We start from the raw sequence: 19,251 nt of genomic DNA on the forward strand, positions 1-19,251 counted from the left end.
GCCGGTGCTTGATGCTACCGAGCCGACCACGGCCCGAAGTCCCGCTCCCGCCGAGCGTGAAACGGATCACCCATTCGAGCGACCGTCCCCGGGACCCCGGCGTGGCGTGCACCGTACGGTGCGTACCGGCCGTAAGGGGTGGTGCGCGCGGCCGCGCCCCCGCCGGAGAGCGCCGCCGTGTGGTGGCGTCAACACGCTCGGCGGGCCGGGTATGCCCGGCCGGGAGGGTGAGCGAGGTCACCCTCCCGGGCCGCGCTCAGCGGGCTCCGGCGAGCCAGTCGGCGTCGATCTCGCCCTCGGCGACGATCACGGCCGGCCCGGTCATGTCGATCGAGCCGTCCGGGTACTCCGTGATGACCAGGCGGCCGCCGGGCAGGTCCACGGTGTACGCGACGGGGGTGCCGGTGGCCGCGGGGTCGGCGCCGTCGCGGCGGGCGGCGGCGACGGCGACGGCGCAGGCGCCGGTGCCGCAGGAGCGGGTCTCGCCGGAGCCGCGCTCGTGGACGCGCATCGCGACGTGGCGGGGGCCGCGGTCCACGACGTACTCGACGTTGACCCCGCCGGGGTAGGCGGTGGCCGGGGTGACGGCGGGCGCGGAGAGCAGGTCACCGGCGTCGGAGAGGTCGGCGACGAAGGCGACGGCGTGCGGGTTGCCCATGTTGACGTTGAGGGCGGGGGCCGTGCCGTGGGCGGTCGCCACGGTGACGGCGCCCTCGGGCAGCACCGCGCGGCCCATCGCGACGGTGACGGGGCCGGTGCCGGGCTGGGCGCCGGGCTCGTCCTTGGCGAGGTGGGCGTGTTTGACGCCGCCCCGGGTGGCGATGGCGAGGTCGCCCTCCGCGGCGTGGCCCGCGCGCTGGAGGTAGCGGGCGAAGACGCGGACGCCGTTGCCGCACATCTCGGCGACGGAGCCGTCGGCGTTGCGGTAGTCCATGAACCACTCGGCCTCACCGGCGAGGTGCCGGGCGTCGGGGTGGGCCGCGGAGCGCACCACGTGCAGCAGCCCGTCGCCGCCGATGCCGGCGCGCCGGTCGCAGAGGGCGGCGACGGTGTGCGGCGGGAGGTCCACGGTGTTGTCGGGGTCGGGGACGATGACGAAGTCGTTCTCGGTCCCGTGGCCCTTGAGGAAGGCGATCCGCGTGCTCATGGTCCCGATCGTACGGCGCGCGGGGCGCGGCGGCCCGGCCGGTTCAGCGCAGGCGGGCGACGCGCCAGACGGCGAGGGTGACGAGGGCGGCGACGACGACCGCGTAGCCGAGGACGACCCGCCAGTCGGGGCGGCGGCCGGAGCCGCGGGCGGGCAGGCCCGGCCAGGTGTGGCCGACGCGGCGGGCGGCCATCATGCCCCAGCCGGCCGCGCAGAAGCTGATGAGCAGTCCCAGCATGGCGATGACGGCGCCGCCGTCCCCGGTGCCGAAGGCGAGCGGGAAGGCGAACATCAGGGAGCCCATGGCGGCGAGGCCGACGATGGGGGCGAGCTGCCACAGGCGCAGGCGGCGCTGCGGGCGCAGCTCGACCTCGACTTCCTGGGGCGGCTCGGCGGCCGGCTCCAGGCCGTCGTCGGCGCTCTGCGCCGGACCGTCCGCGGTGAGCGGCTCCGGTCTGCCGTGTGCGGTGTCACGAGGGCCGGCCTCCATCGCCACGCGCCCTCCCAACTCGGACTTCTCTGGTCGATCGATGGTCGATGATGGCACGCCGTCAGGTGCCCCGATGACGGGTGGAGCGTCCCGATGCCATCACGTGATCAGGCTGTAACCGCTCGTTCGAGCAACGACACTGCCCGGCCGGGGAGTTCCCCCCGGTCGGCGGCGGCACCGCTGAGCCAGTGGACGCGCGGGTCGCGCCGGAACCAGGAGTCCTGGCGGCGGGCGAACCGCTTGGTGGCGCGCACCGTCTCGGTCCGCGCCTCGTCCTCGGTGCACTCCCCCGCGAGCGCGGCGAGCACCTGCTGGTACCCGAGGGCGCGGGAGGCGGTACGGCCCTCGCGCAGGCCCTCGGCCTCCAGCGCGCGGACCTCGTCGACCAGCCCCGCCTCCCACATACGCTCGACGCGGTCGGCGATGCGGGCGTCGAGTTCGGGGCGGGCCACGTCGACGCCGATCTGGACCGTGTCGTAGACGGAGTCGTGGCGCGGCAGGTTGGCGGTGAAGGGGCGGCCGGTGATCTCGATGACCTCCAGGGCGCGCACGATGCGCCGGCCGTTGCCCGGCAGGATCGCGGCGGCGGCCTCGGGGTCGGCGGCGGCGAGCCGGGTGTGCAGCGGGCCCGGGCCGTGCGCGGTGAGCTCCTCCTCCAGCCGGGCGCGGACCTCGGGGTCGGTGCCGGGGAAGTCGAGGTGGTCGACGGCGCCGCGCACGTAGAGGCCGGAGCCGCCGACGAGGACCGGGGTGCGGCCCTCGGCGAGGAGGCGGTCGATCTCGGCGCGGGCCAGCCGCTGGTACTCGGCGACGCTGGCGGTCTCGGTGACCGGCCAGATGTCGAGCAGCCGGTGCGGGACGCCGCCGCGCTCCTCCTCGGTGAGTTTGGCGGTGCCGATGTCCATGCCCCGGTAGAGCTGCATGGAGTCGGCGTTGACGACCTCGCCGCCGAGGTGCCGGGCGAGGAAGACGCCCAGATCCGATTTTCCGGCGGCGGTCGGGCCGACGACGGCGATGACCCGGGGGGCGGGGACTGAGCTGCTCACCGCCCCAGTCTCGCAAACCCCCGCCGGGCCCGTGCACCCGCGGCCCGGGCCCGCGCACTCCGACGGGCGCCACGCGGGCCGCCGGACGGGTGGGGCGGCCCGGGATGGGGAAAACTTGAGGTCATGAGCTTCCTGGACAACCTCAAGGCAAAGATCGCCCCCGCCAAGGAGAAGGTCGCCGACCTGACCCGGCAGCACGGCGACAAGATCGACCAGGGTCTGGACAAGGCCGCGCAGGCGGTGGACAGCCGGACCAAGGGCAAGTACAGCGACAAGATCCGCACCGGCACCGAGAAGGCGAAGGGCGCCCTGGACCAGCTCGGCCAGGACGACCGGAAGAAGGACGGACCCGAGCGGGGCGGGCAGACGCCCGGCACGCCGGGCCAGACGGCGCGGCCGCAGCACCCGGAGACGGGGACGCGGAAGCCGGAGGGCGAGGGACCGACGGGCTCCTGAGGCCGAGGGCGGGGGCGGGGGCGGCGGCACGGTCAGGCCCGCCGCCCCCGCCCCCCCGTGTCCCCTGCCACCGCGCAGGGCCCGCTCGGCCCCGGCCCAGGGCCCCCGGTCAGTCCTGCGCGGCCATGTCCCGGCGGTCGCGGACGACGACCACGTTGCAGCGGGCGTGCTGGGTGACGTGGCGGCTGACGGAGCCCAGCACGGCTCCCTTGAGCCCGCCGTACCCCCGGGTGCCGACGACGATCAGCGTCGCCTCCTCGGAGGCCTCCACCAGGACGCGGGCGGCCGGGCCCTGCACCACGCGCACCTCGACGGGGACGCCCGGCTGCGCGCCCAGCGTCCCGGTGACCAGCTCCTCGACCTTGGCGCGGGTCAGCTCCTCCATGGAGGGCGTGTCGGCGTCGGGCGCGGCGTACTCCAGGGCCGGGCCGATCAGGTTGAACGGGCTCGACCACTCCCAGCCGCAGACCACCCGCACGGTGGCGGCGCGCAGCCGGGCCTCCTCTGCCGCCCAGATCAGGGCGTCGCGGGAGGTCGGTGATCCGTCGACACCGGCGACGATGACGGGGCGCTGCTGCCCGGGCGCGGACGCGGTCCCGGTGGCTTGCTCGGTCACGGAAGGTTCTCCTCTCGGCCGCCCGGCGGGTCGGCGGGCGGTGCGGTGCGGGGCACGCCGGGGCTCGTGCCCCGGGCGGGGGCGGGCATGCGGGCGGAGCCGGTGCGCGGCATCCCCGCGGGCTCAGCTCCAGGCGGCGACGAAGTATCCGACCCCGTACGGCGCCTCGTCGTGCAGCAGCTTGCCGGTCAGCTCCGCGTCGGCGGCGGCTGCGGCCAGCACCTGCCACGGGGCGCGTCCGGCGGCGCCGAGCTCCTCGGCGAGGACCGGGTCGAAGGCGGCCAGGGCGGCGGTGTCGGCGGCGCCGAGGGCCTCGGCGGCCGAGGCGTCGAAAGGGGCGGCGCGCTCGTCGAGGTAACCCGGCGCCTTCACGGTGCGGCAGGCGCTGCCGTCGCCGAGGACCAGCAGGGCGGTGCGGGTCGCGCCCGCGGCCAGGTCGCGGCCGGTTCCGGCGCACCGCTCGGGCGGGCATCCGGTGCCGACGGCGAGCCCTTCGACGGGCCCGGCGGTCCAGCCGTGGTCCGCCAGCAGCCAGGCGCCGACGGCGAGGGAGGCGGGCAGCGGGGCGGCCGCGGGGGCCTGGGCGCCGGGGCCGAGGGTCACGTCGACGGCGGCGCCGAAGCCCCGGAAGGAGCCCGGGGCCCCCGACGGGTGCGGGGTGAGCCCGTCCCCCGTGTCAGGGCCGACCACGACGAGCCGCTCGGGGCGGGCCTCGGCGAGGGTGTCGAGGGCGGCGGCGCAGCTCTCGCGCAGGGCGGCCAGTTCGGCGGCGGCCCCGGCCGCGACCTGCGGCAGGAGCAGGGGCGGGCAGGGGCAGACGGCGGCGGCGGCAAGCATGCCCGGAGCCTAACCTCCGGGTCGGGGGCCCGGGGCCGGGGCCGGGCCGAGGGGGGCTCGGCCGGGCTCGGGGGCGTACCGGATCAGCCGGGCGCGCGGGCCGCCCGGCGCTCGGAGCGTAGGGGCCGCCCGGCGCTCGGAGCGTAGGGGCCGCCCGGGACCACGGGCGCCCCGGCGCTCGGGGCGTGCGGGAGCGCCGGGCCCGTGGGCGTGCGGGGTCAGCAGACGGAGCAGCCGCCGGCCGGGGCGGGCTGGGGGGCCGGGGCGCCGACGGTGGGCAGGCCCAGCATGACGCCGGGGGTCTGGGCGGGGGCGGCGTTGCGGCGCTCCCAGGCGTCGCCCGCGCGGGTGCGGCGCACGGCGTGGGCGGCGCCCTCGGCGAGCAGGTGGTGCGGGGCGGCGTAGGTGATCTCCACGGTGACGACGTCGCCGGGGCGGACCTCCTCGTCCGGCTTGGTGAAGTGGACCAGCCGGTTGTCCGGGGCGCGGCCGGAGAGGCGGTGCGTGGCGCCGTCCTTGCGGCCCTCGCCCTCGGCGACCATGACCTCCAGGACGCGGCCGACCTGCTTCTTGTTCTCCTCCCAGGAGATCTCCTCCTGGAGGGCGACCAGCCGCATGTACCGCTCCTGGACGACCTCCTTGGGGATCTGCCCGTCCATCTCGGCGGCCGGGGTCCCGGGGCGCTTGGAGTACTGGAAGGTGAAGGCCTGCGCGAAGCGGGCCTCGCGGACCGTGTGGAGGGTCTGCTGGAAGTCCTCCTCGGTCTCGCCGGGGAAGCCCACGATGATGTCGGTGGTGATCGCGGCGTCGGGGATGGCGGCGCGGACCTTCTCGATGATGCCGAGGAACCGCTCCTGGCGGTACGAGCGGCGCATCGCCCGCAGCACCGTGTCGGAACCGGACTGGAGCGGCATGTGCAGCTGCGGCATGACGTTGGGCGTCTCGGCCATGGCGGCGATCACGTCGTCGGTGAAGTCGCGCGGGTGCGGGGAGGTGAAGCGGACCCGCTCCAGACCCTCGATCTTCCCGCAGGCGCGCAGCAGCTTGGAGAAGGCCTCGCGGTCGCCGATGTCGCTGCCGTAGGCGTTGACGTTCTGGCCGAGCAGGGTGATCTCGCTGACGCCCTCGGCGACCAGCGCCTCCACCTCGGCGAGGATGTCGCCGGTGCGGCGGTCCTTCTCCTTGCCGCGCAGCGCGGGGACGATGCAGAAGGTGCAGGTGTTGTTGCAGCCGACGGAGACCGAGACCCACGCGGCGTAGGCGCTCTCGCGGCGGGTCGGCAGCGTCGAGGGGAACGCCTCCAGCGACTCGGCGATCTCCACCTGCGCCTCCTCCTGGACGCGGGCGCGCTCCAGCAGGACGGGCAGCTTGCCGATGTTGTGCGTGCCGAAGACCACGTCGACCCACGGGGCGCGCTTGGTGATGGTGTCGCGGTCCTTCTGCGCGAGACAGCCGCCGACGGCGATCTGCATGCCGGGACGCTTCGTCTTCATCGGGGCGAGCCGGCCGAGGTTGCCGTAGAGGCGGTTGTCGGCGTTCTCCCGGACGGCGCAGGTGTTGAAGACGACGACGTCCGCGTCGCCCTCCTCGGCGCCCTCCGGGGACCGGACGTACCCGGCGCCCTCCAGCAGCCCGGCGAGCCGCTCGGAGTCGTGGACGTTCATCTGGCACCCGTAGGTGCGCACCTCGTACGTCTTCACGCCGCCCGCGTGCGCCTGCTCGCCGTCCACCACTTCGCCCGCCACGTTGTTCCCGCTCATCCGTCCAGAGTAAGGGCTGCGGGCCCGGGCTCCGTCCGGTGGCCGGTCGCGCGCGGTACGGGCCGTTCCGCCGGTGCGCCGATCCGCCTCCGCGGGGCGGCAACCCTGGTCAGCGGCGGCCCGGGCTGGCAGGATCACCCGCATGGTCCCGGTTTCCCTCCGTACGCGCGGGCGCGCCCTGACCGCCGCCGGTGCGGTGGCGGTGGCGCTGGCCGTGCTGCTGTGGTGGCTGCTGCCTCTCGGCGAGACCCCGCCGCGCACCCCGCTCACCATGAGCACCGGGGTGGGCACGGGCGTCTACGCAAAGTACGGCACGCTGCTGAAGAAGGCGCTCGGCAAGGACGCGCCGGAGCTCGACCTGGCGCTGTGGCCGAGCGAGGGGTCGCAGGAGAACGTGCGGCGGGTGGCGACCGGCAAGGCCGACTTCACCATTGCCACCGCCGACGCCGTGGAGCAGTACCGCGCCGAGGGCGGCCCCGACGCGGACCGGCTGCGCAGCAGCGCCCGGCTCTACGACGACTACGTCCAGGTGGTCGTGGACGAGGGCTCGGACGTGAAGCAGGTCGCCGACCTGCGTGGCAAGCGGGTCGCGATCGGGCAGGTCGGCTCCGGCGTACGGCTGGTCGCCGAGCGGGTGCTGCGGGCCGCCGGGATCGACGCGGAGCGGGACATCGACGCCTCCCCGGCGGGCATCGGGGACACCCCGGACGCGCTGCGGAGCGGCGACATCGACGCGTTCTTCTGGTCCGGCGGGCTGACCACGGACGCGGTGCGCAAGCTCTCCGAGGAGCACGAGATCCGGCTGCTGCCGCTCAGCTCGCTCATCGACCGGCTCCACCACGGCGGCGGCTCCGCCAGCTACTACCGGACGGCCGTGATGCCCGCCGACGCCTACCCGCCGGCCCAGCGCGGCGTCGACGTGCCCACCCTGGCGGTCGCCAACATCCTCGTCACCACCGACCGGATGGACGCCGACCTCGCCGAGAAGATCACCCGCACCGTGATCGGCAGCCGCGACCACATCGGCGCGCAGGTCCACGCGGCGCAACTGGTCGACGTGCGCACTGCGATCTACACCGACCCGCTGGAACTGCACGACGGCGCGCGCCGCTACTTCCGCTCGGTGAAGCCCTGAGCGGCTGCCGTCCGGCACCTGGCGGGTACGCCTCCTCGCGCCCCGCCCGCCTCACTCCGCGCCGTCGGCCGCCACGGGTTGCTCGGGCGCCTGCCGGGGCACCGTCAGCGTGACCTTGAGGCCGTTCGGCTCGGCGTGGGCGTAGGCCAGCTCGCCGCCGCCGGCGCCGAGCAGGGCGCGGGAGATGGAGAGGCCGAGCCCTGAGCCCTGCACGTTCTGGTGGCGGCCGCTGCGCCAGAACCGGTCGCCGATCCGCTCCAGCTCCTCGTCGGTGAGGCCGGGGCCCGCGTCGGCCACCTCGACGGTGGTACGCGCCCCCGAGGAGGCGGCGCGCACGGTGACCTGCTCGCCGCCGGGGGTGAACTTCAGCGCGTTGTCGATGACGGCGTCCAGCGCGCTGGAGAAGGCGACCGGGTCGGCCCAGCCGGTGACGGCCGGGCAGTGGGCCGTCAGCCGTATGCCGCGCTCCTCGGCGAGCGGGCGCCAGGCGGCGGCGCGCTCCTCGGTGAGCTGGCCGAGGTCGGTGAGGTGGAGGTCGGGGGCGGCGTGCTCGGCCAGGGCGAGGTCGAGCAGGTCGTCCAGGACCCGGGCCAGGCGCTTGCCCTCGGCGCGTACGGAGGCGATCTCCTCGTTGCCCTCGGGGAGCTCCAGCGCGAGGAGCTCGATGCGCAGCAGCAGCGCGGAGAGCGGGTTGCGGAGCTGGTGGGAGGCGTCGGCGACGAAGGCCCGCTGCTGTTCGAGGACGTCCTCGACGTGGTCGGCCATCTCGTTGAAGGAACGGGCCAGACGGCGCAGTTCGGGCGGCCCGCCGGAGGGCGCGACCCGGGACTTGAGGCGGCCGGTGGCGATGTCGTGGGTGGTGGCGTCGAGGACCCGGACCGGAGTGAGGACCCAGCCGGTGAGGCGCAGCGCGAAGGCGACCGCGACCAGCATGGCCAGGGCCTCACCGGCGGCGATCAGCAGCAGGCCGTGGAGGATCTTCGACCGCATCTGCCCGGTCGGGGAGTCGGTGACCACCACCGCGATCACGTCGCCGTCGCGGATCACCGGGGAGGCGACGACGATCCGGCCGTCCTGCCAGGGCCACACCTGGCCGGGGTCGTGGCTGCGGCGGGACATCAGCGAGGTGGTGAACGCCTCCCGCGCGTCGCCCGTCTCGGGGATCTGCCAGTTCTGTGGGGCGCGGGCCATGGGCTCGCCGTTGCGGTAGAAGACCCCGGCCTTGATGCCGTACACCGCGTGGTAGCGGGAGAGTTCCTGCTGAAGGGTCTCGCGGCGCTCGTCCTTGCCGGTGAGCGGCGCGGAGCCGGTGGTGCGCTTGGTGACGTACTGGGCGAGGGAGGCGAAGCGGGCGGTGTCGTCGATGCGGTCGACGACGACCTTCTGCTGCTCGGCGCCCGCGACGTTCTGCGCGAGCGGCACGCCCAGCATGACCAGCACCACGGCGAGCAGGGTGATGAGGAGCTGGAGAAGGCGGGTACGCACGGGACCTACGCGCCGGGGTCCACGAGCCGGTAGCCGACGCCGCGGACCGTCTCGATCAGGGCGGGGCGGCGCAGCTTGGCGCGGAGCGAGGCGACGTGCACCTCCAGGGTCCGGCCCGTCCCCTCCCAACTGGTGCGCCACACCTCGCTGATGATCTGCTCGCGGCGGAAGACCACGCCGGGCCGCTGCACCAGGAGGGCGAGCAGGTCGAACTCCTTGCGGGTCAGGGCGACGGTCTGGCCGCCGACGCTGACGCGCCGGGTGGGAAGTTCGACCTGGACGGCGCCGAGGACCAGCGTGCCGGGCGCGGGGGCGGCGGCGTCGTCGGGGTCGCCGGGCTGGTTGCGGCGGGCCACGGCGTGGATACGGGCGAGGAGTTCGCCGGTGTCGTACGGCTTGACCACGTAGTCGTCGGCGCCGAGGTTGAGCCCGTGTATGCGGGAGCGGACATCGGCGCGGGCGGTCACCATGATGACCGGCACGGCGGAACGGGCGCGGATCTTGCCGCACACCTCGTAGCCGTCCTGGTCGGGCAGGCCGAGGTCGAGGAGGACGACGCCGAACGGCGGGCCTTGGGCGGGCAGCAGTGCGGTGAGCGCCTCCTCGCCGCTGCGGGCGTGCGTCACCTGGAAGCCGTGCCGGGCCAGGATGGCGGAGAGGGCGCCGGCGACATGGTTGTCGTCCTCGACGAGCAGCAGTCTCACGTCCGGCCTCCTCGGTAGCTCAGGTCGTGTCCTCGGCGGCCGGCGCCGCCCCCGGGGAGACGTCCCCTGGCGCGTCCCCCGTCCCGTCCTCGCTGCGTGGGCCGGTCCGCGGACACCCTCGGTGCGGCTGCGGGCGCAGACGCGGGGTACTGAGCATCCACGCGGATGGCAGGGGTGCACGTCAAGAGCCCCGGGGTCACGGGCTTGTTCCGTTATGCACCCGGTACGCGCGGAGACCGTCCCGTTCACGGCCTGTGTCCGGTTGAAGCCCGATCGTTATGCTCAATTTCCGCTCAGATGTAATGACGGTGATCGCACTGCGTGACTACTGTCCTCCCCAACCGAGGAGGATGGAGCAAGACCCCGATGAGTGACGTATCGGTGACCAAGGACACCATTCCCGCGGCAGAGGCAGACGCACTGGTCGCGCTCAGCAATGTCAACAAGCACTTCGGTGCGCTGCACGTGCTCCAGGACATCGATCTGACCATCGCCCGGGGCGAGGTCGTGGTCGTCATCGGCCCTTCGGGTTCGGGCAAGTCCACGCTGTGCCGCACGATCAACCGCCTGGAGTCGGTCGACTCCGGCAGCATCACCCTGGACGGGAAGCCTCTTCCGGCGGAGGGCAGGGAACTGGCCCGGCTCCGTGCCGACGTGGGCATGGTCTTCCAGTCCTTCAACCTCTTCGCGCACAAGACCGTGCTCGAGAACGTGATGCTGGGGCAGATCAAGGTCCGCAAGAAGGACAAGGCCGAGGCCGAGCGGTCGGCCCGCGCCCTGCTCGACCGCGTGGGCGTCGCCAACCAGGCGGACAAGTACCCGGCGCAGCTCTCCGGCGGCCAGCAGCAGCGGGTGGCCATCGCCCGCGCGCTGGCGATGGAGCCGAAGGTGATGCTCTTCGACGAGCCGACCTCCGCGCTCGACCCGGAGATGATCAACGAGGTGCTGGAGGTCATGCAGCAGCTCGCCCGGGACGGCATGACGATGGTCGTCGTCACGCACGAGATGGGCTTCGCCCGCTCCGCGGCCAACCGCGTGGTCTTCATGGCGGACGGCCAGATCGTCGAGCAGGCGACCCCCGAGCAGTTCTTCACCAACCCGCGCAGCGACCGGGCGAAGGACTTCCTCTCGAAGATCCTGCATCACTGATCCTCCCCACGAGGATCCCGCCCTTCGGCCCCAGGACCCGCCCTAGGACCCGGAGCCGCCCACCCTCCCCCCGGGAGGACACCCGCTCCCCTGGCGGGAGGGCACCCGCACCCGGCCGCGTACGCGCTGTCGAACCATCTGACTAGGCAAAGGATGTCCACGATGAACTTCCGCAAGGTCTCGGCCGCCTCGGCTGCCGTCGTCGCCCTCGCCCTGACCGCCACCGCGTGCGGGTCGGGCGACGGTGAAGAGGGCGGCGGCAACGGCGGCGGCAAGACGATCGCCGTCGGTATCAAGTTCGACCAGCCCGGCATCGGCCAGAAGACGCCGCAGGGCACCTTCACCGGCTTCGACGTGGACGTCGCGACCTACGTGGCCAAGGAGCTGGGCTACTCCGAGAAGCAGATCGAGTTCAAGGAGACCCCCAGCGCCGACCGCGAGAACGCCCTCTCCCGCGGTGACGTCGAGTTCATCGCCGCCTCGTACTCGATCACCGAGGAGCGCGAGGCGAAGGTCGACTTCGCCGGCCCCTACCTCCTCGCCCACCAGGACGTGCTGATCCGCGCCGACGACAAGATCGGCAAGGCCGAGGACCTCAACGGCAAGACCCTCTGCTCGGTGGCCGGTTCGACCTCCGCGCAGAACGTCAAGGAGAAGTTCGCCAAGGGCGCCCAGCTCAAGGAGTACGGCGGCTACTCCGAGTGCCTGGAGGGCCTGCAGACCGGTGCCGTCGACGCGCTGACCACCGACGACTCGATCCTCGCCGGCTACGCCGCGCAGGAGCAGTACAAGGGCAAGTTCAAGCTGGCGGGCCTGAGCCTGTCCAACGAGAACTACGGCGTCGGCGTCAAGAAGGGCTCCGACCTCAAGGCCAAGATCAACAAGGCTCTGGAGAAGATGGTCGAGGACGGCAGCTGGGACAAGGCCGTCGAGGCCAACTTCGGCCCGGCCGACTACAAGAACGAGCCCGCCCCGAAGATCGGCGACGTCGTCAAGTGACCCGCGGGTCGCACTGACCGAAGTCCTGCCGGCACGCCGCCCCGACGCGGGCGGCGTGCCGCGCCGCCCATACATGCGAGAGCGCGGGAGATCGTGTTCGACTTTCTTCAAGACTATGACTTGCTCGGGGCCTTCTGGGTGACGGTGAAGCTCACCCTCCTCTCGGGCGTCGGTTCCCTCGTCCTGGGCACCGTGCTGGCCGCGATGCGGGTCAGTCCCGTGCCCCTCATGCGTGGCTTCGCCACGGCGTACGTGAACATCGTCCGGAACATTCCGCTGACGGTCATCATCGTGTTCACCTCGCTGGGCCTGGCCGACACCTTCCGGCTCACCCTCGGCGGCGAGGGTGTCCAGGACGTCGCCTTCCGGATGGCGGTCCTCGGACTCAGCGTCTACACGGCCGCCTTCGTCTGCGAGTCGGTGCGCTCCGGCATCAACACCGTCCCCGTGGGACAGGCCGAGGCGGCTCGCGCCCTCGGGCTCAACTTCACCCAGGTGCTCACCCTCATCGTGCTGCCGCAGGCGTTCCGCACGGTGATCGCGCCGCTGGCCAACGTCCTGATCGCGCTGACCAAGAACACCACGGTCGCGGCGGCGATCGGCGTCGGCGAAGCCGCCCTCCTGATGAAGGAGATGGTCGAGAACGAGGCGCAGCTGATCCTGATCACCGGCGTCTTCGCCCTCGGATTCGTGGTCCTGACACTTCCCACCGGCCTCCTGCTGGGATGGCTGGGCAAGCGGCTGGCGGTGAAGCGATGAGCTCCGTTCTGTACGACAACCCGGGCCCCCGCGCCAAGGCGCGCAACCTGATCGTCTCCGTCATCTTCAGCATCCTGCTGGTGGCGGGCGTCTGGTGGCTGGTGGCCGCGCTGGGCGACAAGGGCCACCTGGACTGGGCGAAGTGGAAGCCCTTCACCGAGTCCTCGTCCTGGACCGTCTACCTCCTGCCGGGCCTGGGCAACACCCTCAAGGCCGCGGCCCTGTCGATGGTCATCGCCCTCCCCCTGGGCGCGGTGTTCGGCATCGCCCGGCTCTCCGACCACGCGTGGATACGGGTCCCGGCGGGCATGGTGGTGGAGTTCTTCCGCGCCATCCCGGTCCTCATCCTGATGGTCTTCGCCAACGAGCTGTACTCGGGCGTCGTCGAGTCCGACATCCGCCCGCTGTACGCGGTCGTCACCGGCCTCGTCCTCTACAACGCCTCGGTGCTCGCGGAAATCGTCCGGGCCGGCATCCTGTCGCTGCCGAGCGGCCAGGCCGAGGCCGCCAAGGCGATCGGCCTGCGCAAGAGCCAGACGATGCGGTTCGTCCTGCTGCCGCAGGCGGTCACCGCGATGCTCCCCGCCATCGTCAGCCAGCTGGTCGTCATCGTGAAGGACACCGCGCTCGGCGGAGCCATGATCGGCTTCACCGAACTGCTGCGGTCCCGCGGGACCATGAGCGCCTTCTACGGCAACACCATCCCGAGCTTCATCGTGGTGGCCGTCATCTTCGTGGTGCTCAACCTGATCCTCACCTCCTTCGCCTCCTGGCTGGAGAAGTGGCTGCGGCGCAGGAAGAAGTCGAGCGGCGCCGTCCTCGGCGCCGAGGCCGTCGAGGACGCCAAGACGGTGGGCGCCAAGGCCCGGCTCGGTGCCGGTCCGGACGGCGGCGCGGGCGGCCCGGCCGACTAGCGGCCCCACCCACCACCCCTCCCCCGGCCTCGACGCGACGCGGCAGTCGGAGGACCACGGAGGCGGCGACGATCATGTCGCCGCCTCCGTCGCTTGACGCGGACAGCGGCAATGGGTTGCATACGTTCTGTGATCGTGCCCCGGGCTCAAACTGCCAGTTCCCGCCCCGCCCCACCCCTCTCACCTGCCCCTCGGACACCCCGGGAGGCGGCCCCGTGGACCCGGTGATCATCGTCGGGGCGGGCCCCGCCGGGCTCGCCCTGTCGCTGGCGCTCGCCCGCCACGAGGTCCCGACCGTCGTCCTCGACCAGGGCCCCGGCCGCGACGAGGAACGCTGCGCCCGCACCGTCGTCCTGCGCGAGGACACGGCGGCGCTCACGGCCCGCCTCGCCGGGACCGGCTTCACGGAGAACGGCACCCGGCTGACCGGCGTACGCTCCCTGCGCCGCCGCCAGGAACTGGCCGCCCACACCTACGGCGAGGCGCTGCCCGCCCCGCTCCACCTGCCGCAGCACGTCCTCACCGGGGCGCTGCGCGACGCCCTGGACCGCGAACCCCTCGCCCGCCTCGTCCCCGCCACCCGCCTCGACGGGCTCGACCAGGACGGCGGCGGGGTCACCGCGCACACCAGCGGGGCCGGGGGGCCCACCTGGCGCGGCAGCCACCTGGTCGGTTGCGACGGACCCCGCTCGACCGTCCGCAAACTCCTCGACATCCGCTTCCCCGGCCGCACCGCCGTGGAGCGGCACGCCGTCGCCGCGGTCCGCTGCGACCTGCCGTTCGCCGGCGAGGCGGTGCTGCACCGCAACCCGCCGTGGCGCGGCTCCGGCACCGAGGTCACCGCCCGGCCGCTGCCCGGCGGCCGCTGGCGGATCGACTGGCTGCTGCCGCCCGGCGGCGAACTGGTCACCCCCGACGCACTGGTGGCGCGGATCAGGGCCACCCTCGCCGGCTGGACCGACGGCACCACCCCGCCGTACGACCTCCTCGACACCGGTGTGCACACCGTCCACCACCGCCTCGCCCGGCGCTGGCGCTCCGGCCGGGTCCTGCTCGCCGGGGACGCCGCGCACCTGCTGGGCGCGCTCGGCACGCCCGCCGTGGACGAAGGGCTGCGCGACGCCGACAACCTCGCCTGGAAACTGGCCCTGATCCGCCACGGGGAGGCCCGGGACACCCTCCTCGACAGCTACCAGCAGGAGCGGCGCGCCGTCGTCGCCGCCCGGCTGCGCGCGGCCGACCAGTCCCTGCCGATACTGCGCGGGAGCTCCGCCCTGCGCCCGCTGCTGCCCGGCGCGGCCCGCGGCCACGAGGCGCTGTCCAGCGACGCCCACCTCGGCCGGGGTCCGCTCGGCGCGCCCCCGGCCCACCTGGGCTCGCCGCTCACCCCCGTCCCGGCACACCCCCGCACCAGCGCCGACGTGGGCGTGGGCGACCTGGTCACGGACGTCCCGGTCACCGCCGAGGACGGCTCGACGGTCCGGCTCCGCGACCGGCTGGGCCGCCCCGCCCTGCTGGTGGTCCTGGTCGCCCCGGGCACCGGCGTCTGGGACCGCCGCCACTGGATGACGGCCGGTGTCATGCCCCGCCTCGCCGAGGCGGTCGCCGCCCTCCCCCAGCCCGCCGAACTCCTCGTCGCCGAGAACTACCCCGGCGCCGCCGCCCACACCGTCCTCCTCGTCCGCCCCGACGGCCACCTCGCCCTCGCCCTCAGCGGCGTCGACCAGGGCGAACTGCGGGCAGCGGCACGGACGGTGTGCGGGGCGGAGGCCGGGGAACGGGAAGGGGCCGCACGGGCGGGGCGGTGAGGGGCCGGATGGCAGCAGCTGCGGGCGCGGCGCACGGCACCCGCGGCTCTCTTCACCTGGCGAAGGCCTCGCGGCCCTTGCAACGCCGGGGCGGCACCGCCCCTATGACCACGCATCCGATCTCCGTCGTCGGAAGCATCCCCGGCGTCGGCAAGTCCACCTTGTGCCGCGCCGTCGCCGCGTGGCTCTTGCAGATGGCGCCAAGGCCCACCAGTCGGACGCACGGTTGACCATGGTCGACCCCCATGGTCTACTCCGGAGCGTGACCGACACCGAGACCCGCCTGTGGCGGAGGGTCCACATGGACCTGGTCCGCTACGCGGGCTGCGTGTGTCGCACCTCCTGCTGACTTCGCCCCACTTCCCCGTACGTGGCCGCCGCGCATCCGCGGCCTCGCCGCCCCGCGCACACAGGCTTCTCCGTGTCCGCGCGCCGCCGCCCGTACGTCCTCAGCGAATCCCAGGACGGCACACGTGTCCCACCCCCTCCCCCCGGTCGCCCCCACCGGCGCTCCGGCTCTCCCCTCCCCCACCTCCGCACCCCTCTCCCCCAGGACCGAAGCGCCGACGGGGGACGCCCCCGGCGGCCCGGGCCAGGCGGAACTGCTCGCCTTCGTCCGCCGCTCCGCCGCCGACACCTCCCTCGTCGCCTCCCTCCCTCTCGATCCCGAGGGCCGCACCTGGCTCCGCCTCGACGGACCGGGCGGCAGCGAGGCATGGCTGATCGGCTGGCCGCCCGGAACCGGCACCGGCTGGCACGACCACGGCGGCTCCTACGGCGCCTTCGCCACGGCCGCCGGAAGCCTCCGCGAGGACGCGCTGGCCCACCGGCTCCCCGCCGGAGGCGAGACGGGCACCACCCTGGAACTCCCCGAAGGTGTCGACCGGACAAGGGAGTTGGGCCCGGAGCAGGGCCGCGCCTTCGGTCCGCACCATGTCCACCAGGTACTCAACACCGCTGAGCACGACCACGCCGTCTCGGTCCACGCCTACTACCCGCCGCTCCCGCTGATGCGCCGCTACAGCCGCTCGGGGCAGGCTCTGCGGCTGGAGCAGATCGAACGACCGGAGGACTGGCAGTGACCGGCTTCGAATCGGCCCATTCGGCTTTCCCTTCTTCGGGGCCCCCCTCCCCCCACCCCACCCTCCCCGCCTCCCCCGACGACCAGCCCACCCGCAGCGCGCACCCCGCAGGGACACACGTCACGGGAGCGCCCATCACGGAGTCGCGCGCCGGTGGGTCTCGCACCGGAGAGCCGCACACCGCGGGGTCGCACACCGCGGGGTCGCACACCGAAAAGACGCACACCAGGCAGACGCCCACCGCGGGCTCGCACGCAACGGAGACTCACACCCCGGGTTCGCACGCCACGGAGAGGCACACCGCCGCACCTCAGGCCCCCACCCCCACGAGCCCCACTGCCCCCGCCGCCGGAGCCGCAGCGGCATCCGCAAAGCCAACCGCAGCCGAACCAACCCCCACCCCCGTCCCCATAGACACGCACCTGGAGCGCGTCCGCTCCCGTCTGCACCGGCTCACGCCGGAGCAGGCGCAGGCCGCCTCCCGCGACGGAGCCCTGCTGGTGGACATCCGCTACGCGGCTCTGCGCGACCGGGACGGTCTGATCCCAGGCGCCCTGGTCGTCGAGCGGAACGAACTGGAATGGCGGCTCGACCCGCAGGGCAGCCATCGGCTCGCGGAGGCGGACCGCCACGACCGCGCGATCGTCGTGGTCTGCAACGAGGGCTACGCCTCCAGCCTGGCCGCCGCCTCGCTCCACGACCTCGGCCTGCACCGGGCGACCGACCTCGTCGGCGGGTTCCAGGCCTGGCGCGCAGCGGGCCTGCCGGTCACCACGCCCACCTCACCTTGACCGGCCCCTGCCCGGCGGGGAAAACAACCGACCTCGCCGGTCAGTCACTCCATATGTGCTCCTCCACGTCCTCCCCTTCCTCCTCCAGCGCCTGGCGCACGACCCGCAGCGCCAGTCCCTCCCCGTACCCCTTGCGGGCGAGCATCCCGGCGAGTCGGCGCAACCGCTTGTCCCGGTCGAGGCCACGGGTGGAGCGGAGTTTGCGGTCGACCAGTTCGCGGGCGGTGCGCTCCTCCTGCTCCGGGTCGAGCTTGGAGACCGCCTCGTCGACCACGGCGGCGTCGACCCCTTTGGTGCGCAGTTCGCGGGCCAGGGCTCGCCGGGCCAGGCCCCGCCCGTGGTGGCGGGACTCGACCCAGGAGTCAGCGAACTTCTCGTCGTCGATCAGGCCGACTTCCTCGAAGCGGGTCAGCACCTCGTCGGCCACCTCGTCGGGGATCTCCCGCTTGCGGAGCGCCTCGGCGAGCTGGCTGCGCGTGCGGGCCGTGCCGGTCAGCAGGCGCAGGCAGATGGCGCGGGCGCGCTCCGCGGGGTCCTGAGGTGGTTCCTCCCTCCCGGCCCTCGACGGGAAGGAGGAACCACCGGCCGCACCGCCGCCCGGGCGGCGTCCGCGCCCTCGCCGCCGGCCGGCCCCCGCACCGGCCGGTTCACCCTCCGGTCCCGTGCCCCCGTCGTCCGGATCGGGCCACGGGGCGCCGGGCAGGGGCGCTGCCTGCTCCTGCGGGTGATCGTCGGCGTCCGGACGCCGGGCCCACTGCGCCACGGCGGATCAGCCCTTGGCCGCCGCGGCCTTGGTCGCCCGGGTGGCCTTGGCCGCGGGGGCGGGAACCGCCTTGGCCTCCTCGGTGGGCGCGCCGTCGGCGGCGGGCTCGGGAGCGGCGGCCTCGGGCCGCACGCCCACGCCGAGCTTCTCCTTGATCTTGCGCTCGATCTCGTCGGCCAGGTCGGGGTTGTCCTTGAGGAAGTTGCGGGCGTTCTCCTTGCCCTGGCCGAGCTGGTCGCCCTCGTAGGTGTACCAGGCACCCGCCTTGCGGACGAAGCCGTGCTCCACGCCCATGTCGATCAGGCCGCCCTCGCGGCTGATGCCGTGGCCGTAGAGGATGTCGAACTCGGCCTGCTTGAAGGGCGGGGCGACCTTGTTCTTGACCACCTTGCAGCGGGTGCGGTTGCCCACCGCGTCGGTGCCGTCCTTGAGCGTCTCGATGCGGCGGATGTCGATCCGGACCGAGGCGTAGAACTTCAGGGCGCGGCCACCGGTCGTCGTCTCCGGGGAGCCGAACATCACGCCGATCTTCTCGCGGAGCTGGTTGATGAAGATCGCCGTGGTCTTGGACTGGTTGAGCGCGCTGGTGATCTTCCGCAGGGCCTGGCTCATCAGGCGGGCCTGGAGACCCACGTGGGAGTCGCCCATCTCGCCCTCGATCTCGGCCCGCGGCACCAGGGCGGCGACGGAGTCGATGACGATCAGGTCGAGCGCGCCGGAGCGGACCAGCATGTCGACGATCTCCAGCGCCTGCTCGCCGTTGTCCGGCTGGGACAGGATGAGGTTGTCGATGTCGACGCCGAGCTTCTTGGCGTACTCCGGGTCGAGCGCGTGCTCCGCGTCGACGAAGGCCACCTGGCCGCCGGCCTTCTGGGCGTTGGCCACGGCGTGCAGGGTCAGGGTCGTCTTGCCGGAGGACTCCGGGCCGTAGACCTCGACGACGCGGCCGCGGGGCAGGCCGCCGACGCCGAGGGCGATGTCCAGTGCGGTCGAGCCCGTGGGGATCACCTCGATGGGCTCGTTCGGCCGCTCGCCCATGCGCATGACCGCGCCCTTGCCGAACTGCCGTTCAATCTGTGCGAGTGCGGCGTCGAGCGCCTTCTCGCGGTCGGTTCCAGCCATGGGTTCCACCCGATTTGCTTGAGTCGTTCGCTTCACGTCGAAAACGCTAACGCCTGGCACTGACAATGCGCCTCGACGCCCTCGCGGCTGTGGATAACTCCGCCCCCGAACTGCCTGGAACCGGGGCGCCGCATCGCCAGATTCTTCATAAGAATGGATGTTCGAATTTCGTGTCAAGCGTGCCACAC

The 19,251-nt window shown here is 73.5% G+C and carries 20 protein-coding genes; 10 read left to right on the forward strand and 10 right to left on the reverse strand.

The genetic code is table 11. The features are described 5' to 3' along the window. Positions 1-256 precede the first annotated feature (256 nt). From dapF to miaA, 3 genes are all read right to left on the reverse strand, one after another. On the reverse strand, positions 257-1,147 hold the full coding sequence (dapF, locus tag ACFWMZ_RS15290; protein ID WP_383175621.1) for a diaminopimelate epimerase: 891 nt from the start codon (positions 1,145-1,147) through the stop codon (positions 257-259). Between the two features lie 43 nt (positions 1,148-1,190). Continuing rightward, the gene (locus ACFWMZ_RS15295) at positions 1,191-1,637 is read right to left on the reverse strand and encodes a hypothetical protein (RefSeq protein ID WP_383175735.1); all 447 of its coding nucleotides are present in this window, start codon (positions 1,635-1,637) and stop codon (positions 1,191-1,193) included. Positions 1,638-1,744: 107 nt separating this feature from the next. Continuing rightward, positions 1,745-2,683: a tRNA (adenosine(37)-N6)-dimethylallyltransferase MiaA gene (gene miaA, locus ACFWMZ_RS15300; RefSeq protein ID WP_383175618.1), complete on the reverse strand. Its 939-nt coding sequence runs from the start codon at positions 2,681-2,683 to the stop codon at positions 1,745-1,747. 123 nt (positions 2,684-2,806) lie between these two features. Between miaA and ACFWMZ_RS15305 the strand changes: the two genes are divergently transcribed. Next, the gene (locus ACFWMZ_RS15305; protein ID WP_383175615.1) at positions 2,807-3,139 is read left to right on the forward strand and encodes an antitoxin; all 333 of its coding nucleotides are present in this window, start codon (positions 2,807-2,809) and stop codon (positions 3,137-3,139) included. Positions 3,140-3,248: 109 nt separating this feature from the next. On the opposite strand, the gene ACFWMZ_RS15310 is transcribed toward ACFWMZ_RS15305, so the two are convergent. From ACFWMZ_RS15310 to miaB, 3 genes are all read right to left on the reverse strand, one after another. Further along, a complete protein-coding gene (locus ACFWMZ_RS15310; RefSeq protein ID WP_383201895.1) occupies positions 3,249-3,755 on the reverse strand; it encodes a universal stress protein in 507 nt (168 codons plus the stop codon). A gap of 123 nt (positions 3,756-3,878) precedes the next feature. After that, on the reverse strand, positions 3,879-4,592 hold the full coding sequence (locus ACFWMZ_RS15315) for a class III extradiol dioxygenase subunit B-like domain-containing protein (RefSeq protein WP_383175609.1): 714 nt from the start codon (positions 4,590-4,592) through the stop codon (positions 3,879-3,881). A gap of 218 nt (positions 4,593-4,810) precedes the next feature. After that, positions 4,811-6,352, reverse strand: coding sequence for a tRNA (N6-isopentenyl adenosine(37)-C2)-methylthiotransferase MiaB (gene miaB / locus ACFWMZ_RS15320; RefSeq protein WP_383175606.1), 1,542 nt, complete (start codon positions 6,350-6,352; stop codon positions 4,811-4,813). A gap of 142 nt (positions 6,353-6,494) precedes the next feature. Here miaB and ACFWMZ_RS15325 point away from each other — a divergent pair, with 142 nt between their 5' ends. Continuing rightward, positions 6,495-7,487 (forward strand): TAXI family TRAP transporter solute-binding subunit, encoded by a 993-nt coding sequence (locus tag ACFWMZ_RS15325; RefSeq protein ID WP_383175603.1) that lies wholly within the window; start codon positions 6,495-6,497, stop codon positions 7,485-7,487. Between the two features lie 51 nt (positions 7,488-7,538). Here ACFWMZ_RS15325 and ACFWMZ_RS15330 read toward each other — a convergent pair whose 3' ends face one another. Both ACFWMZ_RS15330 and ACFWMZ_RS15335 read right to left on the reverse strand, forming a co-directional pair. Beyond that, positions 7,539-8,972, reverse strand: a complete 1,434-nt coding sequence (locus ACFWMZ_RS15330) for a sensor histidine kinase (protein ID WP_383175600.1) — start codon at positions 8,970-8,972, stop codon at positions 7,539-7,541. Between the two features lie 5 nt (positions 8,973-8,977). After that, on the reverse strand, positions 8,978-9,676 hold the full coding sequence (locus ACFWMZ_RS15335) for a response regulator transcription factor (RefSeq protein ID WP_383175597.1): 699 nt from the start codon (positions 9,674-9,676) through the stop codon (positions 8,978-8,980). 366 nt (positions 9,677-10,042) lie between these two features. On the opposite strand from ACFWMZ_RS15335, the gene ACFWMZ_RS15340 reads away from it, so the two are divergent. From ACFWMZ_RS15340 to ACFWMZ_RS15375, 8 genes are all read left to right on the forward strand, one after another. Next, a complete protein-coding gene (locus tag ACFWMZ_RS15340) occupies positions 10,043-10,825 on the forward strand; it encodes an amino acid ABC transporter ATP-binding protein (protein WP_023416661.1) in 783 nt (260 codons plus the stop codon). 162 nt (positions 10,826-10,987) lie between these two features. After that, positions 10,988-11,824: a glutamate ABC transporter substrate-binding protein gene (locus ACFWMZ_RS15345; protein ID WP_383175593.1), complete on the forward strand. Its 837-nt coding sequence runs from the start codon at positions 10,988-10,990 to the stop codon at positions 11,822-11,824. Positions 11,825-11,917: 93 nt separating this feature from the next. Next, entirely contained in the window at positions 11,918-12,583 is a 666-nt protein-coding gene (locus ACFWMZ_RS15350) for an amino acid ABC transporter permease (RefSeq protein ID WP_383175590.1), read from the forward strand. Then, positions 12,580-13,497 (forward strand): amino acid ABC transporter permease, encoded by a 918-nt coding sequence (locus ACFWMZ_RS15355; protein ID WP_383175587.1) that lies wholly within the window; start codon positions 12,580-12,582, stop codon positions 13,495-13,497. The genes ACFWMZ_RS15350 and ACFWMZ_RS15355 overlap by 4 nt, the downstream gene beginning before the upstream one ends. A gap of 215 nt (positions 13,498-13,712) precedes the next feature. Next, on the forward strand, positions 13,713-15,305 hold the full coding sequence (locus tag ACFWMZ_RS15360) for an FAD-dependent monooxygenase (protein ID WP_383201897.1): 1,593 nt from the start codon (positions 13,713-13,715) through the stop codon (positions 15,303-15,305). A gap of 232 nt (positions 15,306-15,537) precedes the next feature. Then, positions 15,538-15,654 carry a putative leader peptide gene (locus tag ACFWMZ_RS15365; RefSeq protein WP_383175732.1) on the forward strand — a complete coding sequence of 39 codons (117 nt, stop codon included), beginning with the start codon at positions 15,538-15,540 and terminating at the stop codon, positions 15,652-15,654. Positions 15,655-15,778: 124 nt separating this feature from the next. After that, complete coding sequence (locus ACFWMZ_RS15370; protein WP_383201900.1) at positions 15,779-16,387, forward strand: cysteine dioxygenase; 609 nt, start codon at positions 15,779-15,781, stop codon at positions 16,385-16,387. Positions 16,388-16,797: 410 nt separating this feature from the next. Next, complete coding sequence (locus ACFWMZ_RS15375; RefSeq protein WP_383175729.1) at positions 16,798-17,178, forward strand: rhodanese-like domain-containing protein; 381 nt, start codon at positions 16,798-16,800, stop codon at positions 17,176-17,178. Between the two features lie 40 nt (positions 17,179-17,218). On the opposite strand, the gene recX is transcribed toward ACFWMZ_RS15375, so the two are convergent. After that, positions 17,219-17,941 (reverse strand): recombination regulator RecX, encoded by a 723-nt coding sequence (gene recX / locus ACFWMZ_RS15380; protein WP_383201902.1) that lies wholly within the window; start codon positions 17,939-17,941, stop codon positions 17,219-17,221. Between the two features lie 6 nt (positions 17,942-17,947). Continuing rightward, positions 17,948-19,063 carry a recombinase RecA gene (recA, locus tag ACFWMZ_RS15385; protein WP_383175575.1) on the reverse strand — a complete coding sequence of 372 codons (1,116 nt, stop codon included), beginning with the start codon at positions 19,061-19,063 and terminating at the stop codon, positions 17,948-17,950. Positions 19,064-19,251: the final 188 nt, after the last annotated feature.

It is taken from the genome of Streptomyces sp. NPDC058373, assembly GCF_042723275.1.
Lineage (GTDB): Bacteria > Actinomycetota > Actinomycetes > Streptomycetales > Streptomycetaceae > Streptomyces.